The 15,301-nt window shown below is 35.4% G+C and carries 16 protein-coding genes; 2 read left to right on the top strand and 14 right to left on the bottom strand.

Annotation, left to right across the window (positions count from 1 at the left end; all coding sequences use genetic code 11):
* Positions 1–29: 29 nt before the first annotated feature.
* From fabZ to fabT, 9 genes are all read right to left on the bottom strand, one after another.
* A complete protein-coding gene (fabZ, locus tag CYJ72_RS11260; RefSeq protein WP_066125718.1) occupies positions 30–464 on the bottom strand; it encodes a 3-hydroxyacyl-ACP dehydratase FabZ in 435 nt (144 codons plus the stop codon).
* A gap of 12 nt (positions 465–476) precedes the next feature.
* Positions 477–965: an acetyl-CoA carboxylase biotin carboxyl carrier protein gene (gene accB, locus CYJ72_RS11255; RefSeq protein ID WP_066125716.1), complete on the bottom strand. Its 489-nt coding sequence runs from the start codon at positions 963–965 to the stop codon at positions 477–479.
* Positions 962–2,200 (bottom strand): beta-ketoacyl-ACP synthase II, encoded by a 1,239-nt coding sequence (fabF, locus tag CYJ72_RS11250; RefSeq protein ID WP_066125714.1) that lies wholly within the window; start codon positions 2,198–2,200, stop codon positions 962–964. Before fabF ends, accB begins: the two co-directional genes overlap by 4 nt.
* A gap of 18 nt (positions 2,201–2,218) precedes the next feature.
* Positions 2,219–2,941: a 3-oxoacyl-[acyl-carrier-protein] reductase gene (gene fabG, locus CYJ72_RS11245; RefSeq protein WP_066125711.1), complete on the bottom strand. Its 723-nt coding sequence runs from the start codon at positions 2,939–2,941 to the stop codon at positions 2,219–2,221.
* 16 nt (positions 2,942–2,957) lie between these two features.
* Complete coding sequence (locus tag CYJ72_RS11240; protein ID WP_284629883.1) at positions 2,958–3,893, bottom strand: ACP S-malonyltransferase; 936 nt, start codon at positions 3,891–3,893, stop codon at positions 2,958–2,960.
* A 10-nt stretch (positions 3,894–3,903) separates the two neighbouring features.
* Positions 3,904–4,860: an enoyl-[acyl-carrier-protein] reductase FabK gene (fabK, locus tag CYJ72_RS11235; RefSeq protein WP_276932498.1), complete on the bottom strand. Its 957-nt coding sequence runs from the start codon at positions 4,858–4,860 to the stop codon at positions 3,904–3,906.
* Positions 4,861–5,004: 144 nt separating this feature from the next.
* Positions 5,005–5,223 carry an acyl carrier protein gene (acpP, locus tag CYJ72_RS11230; protein WP_066125706.1) on the bottom strand — a complete coding sequence of 73 codons (219 nt, stop codon included), beginning with the start codon at positions 5,221–5,223 and terminating at the stop codon, positions 5,005–5,007.
* Positions 5,224–5,246: 23 nt separating this feature from the next.
* Entirely contained in the window at positions 5,247–6,188 is a 942-nt protein-coding gene (locus tag CYJ72_RS11225) for a beta-ketoacyl-ACP synthase 3 (protein WP_284629878.1), read from the bottom strand.
* Positions 6,189–6,201: 13 nt separating this feature from the next.
* On the bottom strand, positions 6,202–6,657 hold the full coding sequence (gene fabT, locus CYJ72_RS11220; protein WP_066125702.1) for a fatty acid biosynthesis transcriptional regulator FabT: 456 nt from the start codon (positions 6,655–6,657) through the stop codon (positions 6,202–6,204).
* Between the two features lie 229 nt (positions 6,658–6,886).
* On the opposite strand from fabT, the gene CYJ72_RS11215 reads away from it, so the two are divergent.
* Together CYJ72_RS11215 and CYJ72_RS11210 are read left to right on the top strand one after the other, a co-directional pair.
* Positions 6,887–7,432: a helix-turn-helix domain-containing protein gene (locus CYJ72_RS11215; protein ID WP_284629876.1), complete on the top strand. Its 546-nt coding sequence runs from the start codon at positions 6,887–6,889 to the stop codon at positions 7,430–7,432.
* Entirely contained in the window at positions 7,429–8,322 is an 894-nt protein-coding gene (locus tag CYJ72_RS11210; RefSeq protein WP_284629875.1) for an IS3 family transposase, read from the top strand. Before CYJ72_RS11215 ends, CYJ72_RS11210 begins: the two co-directional genes overlap by 4 nt.
* Positions 8,323–8,528: 206 nt before the next feature.
* On the opposite strand, the gene CYJ72_RS11205 is transcribed toward CYJ72_RS11210, so the two are convergent.
* The 5 genes from CYJ72_RS11205 to CYJ72_RS11185 all read right to left on the bottom strand — a co-directional run bounded on the left by CYJ72_RS11205 (position 8,529) and on the right by CYJ72_RS11185 (position 15,295).
* Entirely contained in the window at positions 8,529–9,500 is a 972-nt protein-coding gene (locus CYJ72_RS11205; protein ID WP_284629873.1) for a UbiA family prenyltransferase, read from the bottom strand.
* On the bottom strand, positions 9,475–10,587 hold the full coding sequence (locus CYJ72_RS11200) for an FAD:protein FMN transferase (protein WP_284629872.1): 1,113 nt from the start codon (positions 10,585–10,587) through the stop codon (positions 9,475–9,477). The genes CYJ72_RS11205 and CYJ72_RS11200 overlap by 26 nt, the downstream gene beginning before the upstream one ends.
* Before the next feature lie 186 nt (positions 10,588–10,773).
* Positions 10,774–11,937 carry an FMN-binding protein gene (locus tag CYJ72_RS11195; protein WP_284629871.1) on the bottom strand — a complete coding sequence of 388 codons (1,164 nt, stop codon included), beginning with the start codon at positions 11,935–11,937 and terminating at the stop codon, positions 10,774–10,776.
* A 455-nt stretch (positions 11,938–12,392) separates the two neighbouring features.
* Positions 12,393–13,322: a polyprenyl synthetase family protein gene (locus CYJ72_RS11190; RefSeq protein WP_284629869.1), complete on the bottom strand. Its 930-nt coding sequence runs from the start codon at positions 13,320–13,322 to the stop codon at positions 12,393–12,395.
* 68 nt (positions 13,323–13,390) lie between these two features.
* Positions 13,391–15,295 carry an FAD-dependent oxidoreductase gene (locus CYJ72_RS11185; RefSeq protein WP_284629867.1) on the bottom strand — a complete coding sequence of 635 codons (1,905 nt, stop codon included), beginning with the start codon at positions 15,293–15,295 and terminating at the stop codon, positions 13,391–13,393.
* Positions 15,296–15,301 lie beyond the last annotated feature (6 nt).

Below are 15,301 nucleotides of genomic sequence, written 5' to 3'. Positions count from 1 at the left end.
ACCTACTTTTTAGACTTTTCTTACGAACATTATTTAACGCCAATAATAAAAGTCATTTCTGCTTCCGCTACTTTTTTATCCCCAACAAATGCTTGGCCCATACCAATTCCAGCATTACGTTTTAATTTTACGATATCAACCTGTAATCTTAACACATCACCAGGAACTACTTTTTGACGAAACTTTACTTTATTTAAACCACCAAGATAGGCTGTTTTCCCTTCAAAATCTGGCATCTGCAATAATGGGATTGATCCTGCTTGAGCCAATGCTTCACAAATTAATACTCCTGGCATTACCGGTTCACCTGGAAAATGTCCTTGGAAAAATTGTTCGTTAATGGTGACATTTTTACGACAAACAATCTTTTCTCCAGGCACTAATTCATCGACCGCATCAATAAAACAAATCGGATAACGATTTGGTATAATATCCATTACTTGTTGGGCAGTTAAAATTGTCATAATTTACTCTCCTTATTTACGTTCAATCTTAAATAGTGGTTGTTCAAATTCCACTACGTTGTCATTTTCTACTAATACTTCACGAATGATGCCATCAAAAGGTGCAGCAATTTCATTCATTAATTTCATGGCTTCAATAATACATATTGTTTGGCCCTTCTTTACCTCATCACCGACGGTCACATACGATGGTTCGCCTGGTTGTGGTTGTAAATAAACCACTCCAACAATTGGCGAATTAATGGCTTCATATTGTGAATTTTCAGATGATGATACTTCCTTCGTTTCTTTACTTGGTACTTCTGTAACCATCGATGGTGAAGGTTCTACTTGATCCTGTACCGTTTTAGTCGTGTGATCCGTGGTCTGTGATACGGATCCTTTATCAAATGGAACCTCTTTGGATAATACAACTTTATCAGAGCCTTGAGTGAATTCTAAATAAGCTACTTTTGATTGGTCTAGTTTATCAATTAAGGTTAATAACTCTTGATAGTTCATTCATTATCCTCCCATCGTTTAAAACATAAGACCGCATTATGTCCACCAAATCCTAATGAATTGGATAAAGCATAGTGAATCGCTTTTGAGCGTCCTTTATGCGGCACATAGTCCAAATCACACACATCTTCTGGATTTTGTAAGCCTAGGGTTGCTGGTATAAAGCCTTCAGCTAATGCTTTAACTGTTACAATCGCTTCAACTCCGCCAGCTGCTCCTAATAAATGCCCAAAAAATCCTTTAGAACTGGAGATAGGTACTTGGTAAGCATGTTCGCCTAATGCATATTTAATCGCTACCGTTTCTGCTGAATCATTAGTTGGTGTAGAGGTACCATGTGCGTTGATATAATCGATTTGAGTCGCTTGAATATTGGCTTGCTGGATTGCCATTTTCATCGCTTCCCCTGCTCCAGAGCCGTCTTCACTAGGTGCTGTCATATGATAAGCATCCGATGTGGAGCCATAACCGACTACTTCGCCTAAAATAGTGGCACCTCGTTTTTGAGCTGAACTTAATGATTCTAAAAATAAAATCCCTGCACCTTCCCCCATGACAAAACCATCACGGTCTTTATCAAATGGACGTGAAGCTAAATCAGGATTGGATTCCGTCGATAATGCTGTTAAGGCTGCAAAACCACCAATACCGATTTCATTAATGGTTCCTTCTGAACCACCTGCGATACACGCATCTAATAGTCCCATTTTAATCTTTAAAAAGGCTTCACCAATCGCGTTCGTTGCACTAGCACAAGCAGAGACAATATCCAAACTAATACCTTTAGCCCCTAATTTCATAGAGATATTACCAGCTACCATATTACCGATTGTTAAGGGAACAAATAGTGGTGGGATTCTTTTAGGTCCTTTTTCAATCATCTTACGAATGCCATTTTCAATTTCAACTAATCCACCGATTCCTGAACTTACTAATGTTCCAACACGCATCGGATTCGCTGCAATATCATAGCCACTCATTTCAACAGCTTCCATAGCAGCTACTAATCCATACTGTGAAAAATAATCCATTCTGCGGACTTCTTTGTTGCCTAATAGTTCTTTTCCATTAAAATTTTTAACTTCAGCTGCTACTGATATCCCCGTTGCTGAAGCATCAAATTTAGTAATCGGCGCAATACCATGCTGATCGTTTTTAATATTCTCCCAAAATTCAACCGTATTATTCCCAATAGGAGAAACTGTACCGATTCCTGTAATCACAACTCTTTCCATTATCGTTTTCCTTTCTTATTACATATTCATGCCGCCATTAATTTCTAAGACTTGCCCGGTCATGTATCGATTATGGATTAAAAATTGAACACAATCAGCAATCTCTTCCACTTGACCAAATCTTTTTAATGGGATCTGACTCAACATTGTATTTTTTACTTTTTCAGATAAATCATGCGTCATTTTGGTTTCGATAAATCCAGGTGCAATCGCATTAACGGTAATGTTTCGACTTGCAACTTCTCTAGCTAAAGACTTAGTTAAACCAATGACTCCCGCCTTACTCGCTGCATAATTTACTTGACCGGCATTACCTATAATGCCAACAATACTTGAAAGATTAATAATCGTCCCACTCCGCTTTTTAAGCATCAAAGGAATCACATGTCGACACATATTAAAGGTCCCCTTTAAATTAGTATCTAAGACTAAATCATAGTCTTCTTCCTTCATTCTTATAAATAAACCATCTTTGGTGACCCCTGCATTATTGATTAAGACATCAATTTGGTCATATTTTTCTTTAATTTCATTTACCATACGTTGGCTATCTTCAAAATTACCAATATCGCCAATGACCGTATCAACAGGATGGCTTACATCCTCAAACTCTGCCAAAATAGCTTCATCAATTGGTCTACGACTGTTTAAAATCACTTGATAATCTAATTTAGCTAAATGTTTGGCAATAGCTAAACCAATGCCTCTAGAACTTCCCGTTATTAAACAAACTAAACTCATTTTCCACCTCTAATTCTCATGATTTCAAAAATGCTGAAATGTTTTCAATATCTTCTACTTTATTCACTACTAAATGATTGATTGTACGATACTGTTGATCTAATAATTTAGCTAATGTATTCCCAGGTCCGATTTGAATAATATGAGTAATCCCTTGTTGATGCCATTGATCAATTGTTTGCAACCATTTAACTGGCTTAACCAAATGATCGACTAATAAGGGTTTAATCGTCGTCGCTTGGTGTGGCTCTGCCGTTACATTACTCCATACCGGGATTTTCCCTTTAGTTTCTAATTCAGCAATCGTTGATAAAGCTTCCTTAAAAGGTTCTTGTACCTCTTTCATTAATGGTGTATGAAAAGGTCCTTCTACTTTTAATGGTAAAATCTTTTTATAACCTTTTGCTTTCGCTAATTGTTTAAACTCCTTGATAGCGAGTTGAGTCCCACCTAAAACGATTTGAGTAGGCGCATTATAATTAGCAATATAAATTTTAGTATCATTTTGCATTTCATTTATAATGGCCTTAATCTCGTCTAATGGTACTTGAATAACAGCCACCATTTGGGAATGAGTTAAAGTCTGTGCCTGTGCACTCATTAATTCCCCACGTTTTTTCAGTAAAGGCCAGCCATCGTCTTCGTTTAATATTTGACTGGCTATTAAAGCACTGTATTCACCCAAACTTAATCCACCCATTGCCTCAATATCAGGTAAATGTTTTTTTATTGAATTAAAGATGGCCAGACTAGTAGTACTAATCGCTAATTGTGCATTTTTGGTAAAATTAAGTGCACTGATATCTTCTGTGATCCATTTCGTAATCGGGAGTTGCGTCAATTGCTCTGCTCGCTGATAGACCGCTCTAGCTTCTTCAAAATGAGTCACAAAATCTTGCCCCATCTGTTCAAAATGAGCGCCTTGTCCATTAAACATAACTGCTAATTTCAACTATTTCACCTCAATTAAAGTAACTTTGTTTTGTTTGAAAAACAGCTTTCGCTTCATTGACATACTCTTCAATAATTTCTTGACAGGATTGCTCCTTTTTGATGAGACCAGCAATCTGTCCCGCCATCATGGATCCAGTATTAACATCGCCTTCTACTACGGCACGTCTTAGGGCACCTCTACCTAAATCCTCTAAAACAGATAAATCCGGCTGTTCTTGACTGGTGATTGATTTTTCTAAAGCTAAATATTCTTTAGTCAAACGATTGCGGAGAACTCGTACAGGATGACCCGTTATGGTCCCAGTCACAACGGTATCAATATCAGTCGCCTTTAAAATTGCGGCTTTAAAGTTTGGATGTGCATTTGATTCATTAGCCACCACAAATCTTGTACCAACCTGAATCGCTTCTACACCTAACATCAAAGCAGCTGCTAATGAACGACCATCACCGAAACCACCTGCGGCAATGACTGGAATATCCACTGCATCTACAATTTGAGGTACTAAAGCCAATGTTGTTTGTTTACCAATATGTCCACCAGCTTCCATACCTTCTACGACCACAGCGTCGGCACCAATTCGTTCCATTCTTTTGGCCAATGCAACTGATGCCACTACTGGAATCACGACAATTCCCGCTTCTTTAAAACGTTCCATGTATTTCCCCGGATTACCAGCACCAGTCGTAATAATTTTTACCCCTGAATTCACTAAATAATCCACTACCTCTTCTACATGAGGATTTAATAACATGACATTGACCGCAAACGGTTGATTGGTTTTATTTTTCATCGTTTCAACTTTTTCGCGGACAACCTCAACCGGATCATGTCCCGTTCCAATAATTCCCAAGCCACCTGCATTGGATACTGCACTAGCTAAATCAGCATCAGCTACCCAAGCCATTGCGCCTTGGATAATAGGATATTTGATATTTAATAATTTTGTTATAGCTGTTTGCATATTTTTTTCTTCCTTTATATCAGGTTAAATAATAATGACCATATAGTGCACTAATAAAATCTCTAAACAAATATGAGTCTTTATATAGTTTTATACGGTCATCCTATATTATTAAATTTACGTCATAATCTACTACTGACGCTTTTACAAAGCTTCAATATAGTTAACTAAATCGCCAACTGTTTTTAAATTTTGATCAGTATCAATCGTAATATCTAATTCATCTTCAATTTCGCTAATGATTTGAAAAACATCTAAACTGTCTGCTTGTAAATCTTCTAAAAAGTTCGTTTCTAAAGTCACATCTTTTTCTTCAATATCTAATTGCTCTACAATAATTGCTTTAATTTTTTCAAATACCATGTTAAATTCCTCCAAATAATGTTTTAAATTTTTAATGTAATATTTCCCCACGATAGTCCCGCACCAAACCCACATAGGACAATTGTTTGCGTACCATCGAGTTTAAGTTGTTTATTTTTTACTAACTGATGACATAAAACTGGAATACTTGCGGCTGATAAATTAGCGACTTCCTTGATATTGGACGGTAATTTTAATTCGTCCATGCTCATTTTTTTGGCTATTAAATCAAGAAAACGTTGATTCGCTTGATGACAAATTAAATAGTCCATTTCAATTGCATTTTCATGTATAAAATCAATTAAACTTGGAATCACTTTTCGTGAAACAAAATTAAATACTTCCCGTCCTTTCATTTGCATTAAAAAGTTGGTGGCTTGACTCACTTCGATTGATAAAGATAAATCGCCCTCACTATGCATCGCACTCTGATACTCTAATAGTCCTGTGCCATCATGCTCGATAAGAAAGGCACCTGCGCCATCACCAAACAAAATATTGGTTGAACGATCGTTCGCATCTAATATCTGACTCATCTTCTCAGCACCGATTACTAAAGTATAACCTGTTGCTTGATTGCTACTTAAATGCTCTGCTAACTCTAAAGCACTCACAAAACCTGAACAAGCAGTGTTAATATCTAAACAAAAAGCATCTTCACAATTTAAAGCCAAACTCACTTGATTTGCAACGCTTGGAGTCGGTTGTTTTGAGGACATTGAAGCCACGATAATCGTTTTAATTTCACTTGCAATGGAATGATCCATTTGATCCACTAAATCTTTAGCCGCTTTAATCGCCAAATCACTTACTTCTTCATCATGGTCTGCAAAGTAGCGCTGATCTATCCCGGTCCGCTGTTGTATCCATTCATCACTTGAATCAATTTGAAACTTTTCAATTAACTCAAGATTTGATAACTTATTTTGAGGCAAATAACTCCCCATCTTAATTATTCTACTCATCAATTCTTATCCTTTAATTTAGTTTACCCTTAATCTCATCTAAGAATTGGTTAAGGTTACGCAGCCCTTTTATCAGAGTTTGTGCTTCATCAATTTCAAGATCTGTTAAGGTTTTCTCGACCATATCTGTATGAAATTTATGATGCAAACGATATAATAATTTACCCTTCTTAGTTAGTTTTAAGCGAACAATTCGACGATCTTCTGCCGATTGAACACGTTCAACATAATCCTTCTTGACTAAATTTTGAATCGAGACGGACAATGTCCCTACCGTAATTCCTAACTTATTGGCTACTTGACTAGAAGTTGGATTATCTACCAATCCAATGGCTTCTATCGTATGCATTTCTTTAATTGTAATATCTTTGAACTCACTTGATTTTAGTGATTCTTCTTCTATTTGCATTATTTCATTAAAAATACGGACTAAATAAGAATTAACCTCATCAATGATCTCAAAATCCATTCGTAAAATTCACCTCTTTCATTTAGTTTGATAATCAAACTATTTGATAGTCAAAGTTTATACTAGTTTAAATCTTTTGTCAACTATTGACTCAAAAATATTTATTGAATGAAAATAAATACCCTTATAATGTTGATTTAATAGGACTTAAAAAAAATCCTCAAAGATTGTCTTGAATGAGCTGCCCCCAAAAGCTAGACCAAAAATCTAACTTTTTGGGGGTTAATTTATGAGCAAATATAATTTAGAGATTAAGCTTCAAGTTGTTGCAGAATATGAAGCAGGAGCTAGAAGCTACAAACAACTTGCAAAGAAATATCAAATAGGCAAATCTGATATTAAACGATGGATCCAGAACTACCAGGATTTTGGCATAGATGGACTTCACGTAAAAACGACTAAGCGTCATTATACTGTCGAAATGAAGTTAAATGCGATAGAATTATACTTGAATACAACGTTAAGCTATCGCGAAGTCGGGAAACAATTTGGTATAAATAATCCAAGTTTGATTGCCAATTGGTTACGGACATTCAAGAGAGAGGGTATCGATGGCTTATCTAAATCACTAGGGAGGCCACCAACCATGTCAAAACAAAAGAAATATCAACCTAAACAAAATTCAGTATCTCTGGAGAACGAAAACGACGCGTTAAAGAAAATCATTGAAGAACAAGAGGCACGCATTACACAGCTAGATATTGAGAACAAATTTTTAAAAGAATTGAGGAGATTGCGGGAAGCAGACAAGCGGCAACCAGACAACAAACAGTGATTGTCATCCGTAATCTCCATGAACAAACAACGTATACATTGGCTATTATTTTAAAGGTGCTTGATTTTCCTAAGGCCACTTATCATTATCATCTCAACCGAATGAATCAGCCGAACAAAGATAAAGATTTAAAAAATGAAATACTTGATATTCGCAAGATACATAAAGACTATGGTTATCGTCGTGTTTGTGCTGAATTACGGCGACGTGGTCATCAAATCGGCAAAAATAAAGGACAGCGACTGATGAAGAGCTTGAAGTTACAAGTAACATCCTTTACTCGTAAATCACGCAAATACAACTCTTATAAAGGAGATATTGGAAAAACCGCACCTAATCGCTTAAAACGCAGATTTACCAGCACAATTCCTCATCAGAAAATTGTCACCGATACGAGTGAATTTAGATATTATGAAGCGGATGATTCAGGACAATTTCAACTGAGAAAGTTATATTTGGATCCATTTATTGATTTATTCAATATGGAAGTTGTGAGCTATAAAATTTCAGCTCAACCAAACAAAACATCTATGATGGCAGCATTTAAAGAAGCAGTCGAGGTAACAAGTAACTGTGAATATCGACGTACTTTTCACTCAGATCAAGGTTGGGCCTATCAAATGAATGAATATCAGGAATTATTGAAAGATAATAAAATCTTTCAGAGTATGTCACGCAAGGGGAACTGCCTAGATAATGCACCGGCAGAAAACTTCTTTGGCATCATGAAGCAAGAAATGTATTACGGGAATGTGTATCATAGTTATGAAGCGTTAGAACAAGCAATCCACAACTATATAAGATACTACAATGAAGATCGAATTAAGGAAAAGCTTGGGTACCTGAGTCCTGTGGAATATAAGAAGCATTATGCTTCCTTAAGCGCCTAAGTGTCTCACAGCCATCGAAGCGAATCAAGAGCCGCTTCGCTCATCCTCTTGACACGCTTCAATGTCTGATGAGGATGGTGGCTTAAGGTCGGAAGCAACAAATTAAGCACAATGAAAAAGAGCTACCCAACAAGAGTAACTCTTCATAAAATTTAGTCTAACTTTTTGGGGTCACTATAGAACAACCCTTTAGGATTTTAGAATTTTTAAAATAACATGCTGATATTCACGATAATTAATATCAATAAATAAATACTAGCAAATAAAATAAAACTTTTTATCGCTTCACCAAAAGCTGGTTTCTCCATATAATTTTGGCGATAAGTTATCACACTTCGATAATGAGGTACTACCCCAATAAAAGCAATCGCACACCACCAAGGTAAATTACCTAATAATAAAAACAATAAGAAAAATAGCCAAGGTAAAGCACTTAACACTTGATATAAGATGATTGCAAAAGGACGCCCGACATAATAGACTAGTGTAAAACGTTCATTTTCGATGTCAGTATCTAAATCACGAATATTATTCGCTAACATAATATTGGCAATTAAGGACACTAAAGGCAACGACATCATAAATATTTCAATTGTATGTAACCAATGCCAATTTAAAGTCATCATTGGAACATTCCACTGAGTTGAAATTAAAAGTGTAGGGTCTTGAATGAAAACAGCCAGAAAAAAGATACCAAATCCCATCGTAAAGCCGGAGAAAAATTCACCATAAGGCGTTCTTGAAATAGGCGTCGGACCATAAGTATACATAATCCCTATAAAGAAACAAATCGCACCTAAAATCAATAATATAGGATCTGTCTTAAAGACTAATATAATTGAAAAAATGATCGCAATCGCCAATAAGACGAATAGAATGATGACCATATTTCTTGGCGATAGATTATAGATACCAATGACATTTTCTTCTTTGATATAACGCTCAGACTTTGCTTTATAATAGTCCATTGTATTATTAATGGCCGTAGTACACATGTCAAAAAACAATACCGCTATTATAAATAACAACGTATTGAAGCCATTAAAAGCTTGATAACGATAAAGTGCCCACATTATTCCAATCAACATGGGAAATACACTGGCAATCTTCGTTTGAATCTCAACGAATTTTAAAAATATTTTGATATTTTCTTTACTCAACAACTTTATACTCCTCATTCGTTAACTTGAATTCATCTTTTAGACCCGATGTTAAATACACATGATGATCCTTATCGATAAATGCTGCTTCTACTCCTTCTAAGCTCTCAACAAACTCAATTCCTTCTTCGATACCAAATAAGAATAATGAAGTTGAAAGGCCATCTCCATCGACCGATTCGGGAGCAAAAACAGTCACCCCTGAAATTTCATTATCCAATGGATAACCTGTTTGTGGATCTAAAATATGATGATAACGTACACCATCCAATTCTAAATAGCGTTCATAAACGCCTGAAGTGATTACTGCGTAATCTTTCGTTCTTACTGTACCAACTACCGCACCACGAACTTCATCCGGATCTTGCACCCCAACATTCCATCCTTCTTCATTTGATGGAGATGTCCCCATCACAATAACATTTCCACCAAGGTTGACAATAGCGGTATTAACACCTGCTGCTTTTAAATATTTAACGATACCACTTCCGATGTACCCTTTGGAAATACCACCTAATTCAATTACCATTCCTTCTTCAGCTAATTTAACTGTTTGATTATTTTCATCTAAAATCACTTTATGGTAATCAATTTTTTTAAGACCCGCATCAATTTCACTTTGTTCAGGCTTACGCGCCGCTTCATCGCCTATGCGCCACAAATTAGTCACCGCTCCAATTGTAATATCAAATTTACCTTTACTTAATTCGGATGCTTCTAGCGCTTTTTGAATTAATTCAAATGTTTCTGGAGCTACTTTAACAGCCTCTTTTCCTGCTGCTTGATTAATACGATAAACATCAGATCCTTCTAGATTAGTTGAAAATAATTTTTCCATACGTTCAATATAATCAAAAGCCAAGTCCATTACCTCTTCTTGATTTTCATGATAGATTTGGATTTGAACAGCGGTATGTAATAATGATTCTGTGCGCGACAAAGGTGTTTTAACGACCTTAAGTGGTAATTGATCATTTTTGATAGAAGCACCAGTGACGACTTCTGCTTCTGATGATTCTTCTGCTTGAATTGCAAACGTTGGAACAAACAGAAAAGTACTTACTAACAATAAGCAAAGCTTTTTAACTTTCTCTTTTTTTAACATTCTTTTACATTCCACCTTTATAAAAACATTAACATCTTCATTTTACTAAAGTTTCACTATACTGTCACTTAAAAGTTAAATATTTGAATCTTTAGATAAGTAATCTTCTATGCATACAAAAAAGCCTCAAACACGATTATCAGTTTGAGACTTCTTATATTATTTTAAAGTTTTGGCTTTAAAAGATTATTCAGCTGCTACTTCAACTTCAATTGTTTCAGTATCACCTTTAGCTGCTGCTTCTAATAATAAATTAGCATATTCAACGAAAGCATCATAAGTGCTAGTTGCACCTGAAACTACTTCTAAATCTGTTGATTGTTTTTCTACTAAACCAGCATTTAAAGCTTCAACTGCTTCAGCAAATGAAGCACCTGCTTTTTCTTTCATTGCAGTGTTATATTCTTCGTTTTCAGATTTTAAATTACCATCTTTATCGACCATGTCGTAATTAGATTCTGCAACTTTTCCATCTTTAACAACTAAAGTGAAAGTATGAGCCCATCCACGTTCATCTTCATTAGATTTAAGAGTATACTCACCATCAACTAAAGCAACCTCATCAATATTTGTTTCTTCAGTATCACCTTTAGCTGCTTTTTCTAATAAAGCTGTTGCTGATTTTACAAAGTTTTCTGCAGTATGTGTTGCACCTGAAACCACTTCTACTTCAGCTTCTTGACCTTCCACTAAAGCTGCATTTAATTGTTCAATAGCTTCTTTAGAAGATACGCCTGATTTTTCTTTCATATTTTTATTATATTCTTCATCTTCAGTTTTTCTGTCGCCTGCTTCATTGTAGTAGTCGAAATCTGAAGTTGTCACTTTACCATCTTTTACTTCGATAGTATGTTTTACTGCCCATCCACGTTCGTCTGGATTACCAACCACAGTATAAGTACCATCTTGTAAACCATCAGCAGCTACTTCTGATTCTTCATCAGTTGTTTCTTCTTCTGATTCAGCTTCTGTTGTCTCTTCATCAGTCATTTCTTCTTCTGATTCAGCTTCTGTTGTTTCTTCATCAGTCATTTCTTCTTCTGAGTCAGCTTCTGTTGTTTCTTCATCAGTCATTTCTTCTTCTGATTCAGCATCTGTTGTTTCTTCATCGGTCATTTCTTCTTCTGATTCAGCTTCTGTTGTTTCTTCATCAGTCATTTCTTCTTCTGATTCAGCTTCTGTTGTTTCTTCTACTGCTTCAGTAGTTTCAGCAACAGTTGTTTCTTCTACAGCTGCAGTTGTTTCAGCAACAGTTGTTTCTTCTGTAGTTTCATTTGAACCACATGCTGTTAATAAGAAAACAGAACCTAATAATAAAGAGCTCTTAAGTAATAACTTTTTCATTTCCATATAATCAATTCCCTCTTTCTTTTTTTTGCGTTCTTTTTGAAACCGCATCATTATTATACAATAAAGCAGAATTTATGTCTAATATTACACCATTTTTCCTAGATAACTAACACTTTACCTTTTTAGAAAATTTTACAAAAATAAAAACTATCTGAGACTCACAGTTCACTAGTAAAGTGGCCAAAAAGTATATAACGATACTAATGCTTTAAATTTATTATCAGATTATGATAAGACTTATATCGTAAAAACTAAAACGAGACTAAACAGAACCTGAGGATGAGCAAGATATAAAAAATTAACTACTTTTCACTTGGTATGCCCACTCCCTTACCCACTTGAGTAACTAACAAACTAGCTTTTAAGAAACCATTTTACTTCTATGAAGCATTACACTTATAGGTAATGAATAACAACTTGACTCATCTTATCAAGTTAACACACACTCCTATTATCTAGTAATCTAATTTTCGTAATAATTCTTTAATCTTAGTTGGATTGATATTGACTAACTCAAAATAATGCCAACTCTTATTTAAATAACTTGTGATAACTGCCTCAACCGAATCAAATATTTGATACTCTTTCATTAATCGGGGTAATTCTTCATATTCCAAGTCACTAATATTATCTACTTGCTCTTTTAACATTAGATATGGCGCCGTATAAATTCCATTTTGTACATCTTGTAATCTAGGCTTACCACTGATTGTTGAATCTTGATGGTAATCTATTAAATCGTCATTTAATTGAAAGGCCATCCCAATCATTTGACCGGCATAATAAAGGCGTTTCAGATCACGTCTTGGTAACTCTGCTTTAATCCCAGCTATCATCACCGCTAAGCCAAATAAAGTGGCGGTCTTGCCTTTAATCTGTCTTAAATAATCATGAATCGTCATGTCATCTCGATTTTGATTCATTAACTGACGTAACTCCCCAATTAAAATATGCTCAATCACTTTATTATCGATCATATTGCGATTAATCTTTAAATTGGATTCAACAAGCAATCGACTAGAAATAGATAATAAATAATCTCCTGCATAAATAGCAATTTTGTTTGAAAAATCCTTGTGGATAACGGTTACACCACGACGAGTATCCGCATTATCAATCACATCGTCATGTATTAAGGTTGATAAATGCATTAATTCAAGTCCCGCCGCAGCTGAAATAACGTCGTGATCGATTGGTAAACCTAAATTATCGGCAACCATAATCGTTAACCCTGATCTTAAATATTTTCCAGGGGCGTCTATATACTCCAAAATTTTATTATTAACTTCAACCATTGGCACTTTTATTGAATTCTTCATCAATTTTTTCACATCATAAAGTGCTGTTTCAATCGTTGGATATGATTCCCATATTTTATGAACCACACTGTTTACTCCATTTCTAAAAAAAGTTGAAAAGCGAGATTACTCTCTACTTCTCAACTTTAACATAATTATTTAAATTTATCATTATAAATATGATTTGGTTTACCATAGAGCCATTTATCAAAGAGTTTACCTAACCTTGGCATTACCCAGTAATCTAAACCAAATGCATGTCCTGAACCATTCATTAAAGCAATGGCAACCGGAACGAACCACATGTTAACCCAGTAGAACATACCTGATAAACAGAACATTGCCACTAAAACAACCGTTCCTGCACTTACTAACCAAGTGAATAATCCAGCGATTAATGCTAAACCAATTAATAACTCCACTACTGACATAAATTTTTGCATAAATAAAGCAACTTCTAGATTTGGCATCATAAATTTCATGATAGAAGCAAACCAATCAGGCATTTTATCAAATACTAACATTGGTTCTTCACCATACGCATAGTTTAAGCTAAATACTGCTTGAGAAGCATCAGCTGCTGTTGCCGCCACATCAGACGCTGCAGAAGTTGCGTCGACCGCTTCAGATGCACCAGATGCTACATCAGCAACTTGTAACCATTCAAACGGGAATACTGTTGTATCTCCAAACCAACTATTTGCACCGAACAATCCAAATACTTTCTTCAAGCCTTCAATTAACCACATTGAACCATAGAAAATTCGTAATGGAATCATCCATAAGTTATTACCTTTTGAAGACAAGAATCCGCCGAAGATATTACGACGATCCTTAATATCAAAGAACTCATGTTGAGTATAAGTTACCATATTATATAAACTTCTAATATCGAAGAAGTATTTAATATTGATGATATGTTTTAATAACATAGCGAAGAATCCGCTCATGTGGTACTTATCATACAAGTAAGCCACACCATATTTAGAACCGATTGATACCATGAATCCATCATATTTTCCTTTGTACTCATGTTTTTCGCCACCATTAATAGCAGCTATCACGTTTAAGGCAGCAGTATGTCCAGTTTGTTCAGCTGCTTGGACAATTTGTGGTACTGGTTGGTTGCCTTTATCTGCTTCTTCGTAATAAACTAAGTCACCTACAACATACACGTTTTCATGGTCTTTAGCTTCCATATATTGGTTTGCTACTAAACGACCTGCACGTGCTTGTTCAATACCAAATTCAGCTGTTTCAGTATTTGCTTGGACACCAGCAGCCCAAATAGTTGTATAAGTTGGAATCGTTTTACCACTTGTCAATGCTACATGATCATTAGCTACTTTAACGACTCCATCGCCTAAGGTTATCTTTACTCCAACTTTTTGTAAATATTTCATGGCTTTGTCTTGTTCAACTTTTGTTACCATATTTAAAATATTTGGAGTCACGTCTAATAAGTGAATTGAGAATTCGTCTTCGTTTAACTTATAGTCATGAGCTAAACGTGGCACCCAGTCCACTAATTCTCCAACCATTTCAACACCGGTAAAGCCGGCACCACAAACTAAGAATGATAATAAGGCACGACGTTTTACTTCATCATGTTCTCTCGCTGCACGATAACAAGCATTTAAAATATGCGCGCGAATTCGCTCTGCCGCTTCAATTGACCATAAAGTGAAACCGTGTTCTTCAACACCTTCAATACCATAAGTGTTAGCTTCCCCACCCATAGCAAGGATTAAATAATCATATTTGTAAGTGTGTTGTTCACCTAATACTTCTTTCGTATCATAATTCACAGATTTAATGGTATCTGTTACTAAATCAACTTTTTTATACTTTTTGAATAAACGACGTAAGTCATACTTAATTGCATCTGGTTCTACTCTTCCACCTGCAACCTCGTGTAATTCAGTCATATAAGTTAAGAAAGAATGCTTATCAATTAAGGTAATGTTAATCGACTCATCTTTTTTAAAAGTTTTGCCTAATTGTTGAGCGGCAGCTACCCCAGCATATCCAGCACCAACAATGACGATCTCTTTAGCCATTATTTT

Source organism: Globicatella sanguinis (genome assembly GCF_002847845.2).
Lineage (GTDB): Bacteria > Bacillota > Bacilli > Lactobacillales > Aerococcaceae > Globicatella > Globicatella sanguinis.
The sequence above is the reverse complement of the archived record's forward strand: the minus strand, read 5'-3'. Positions and strand labels throughout refer to the sequence as shown.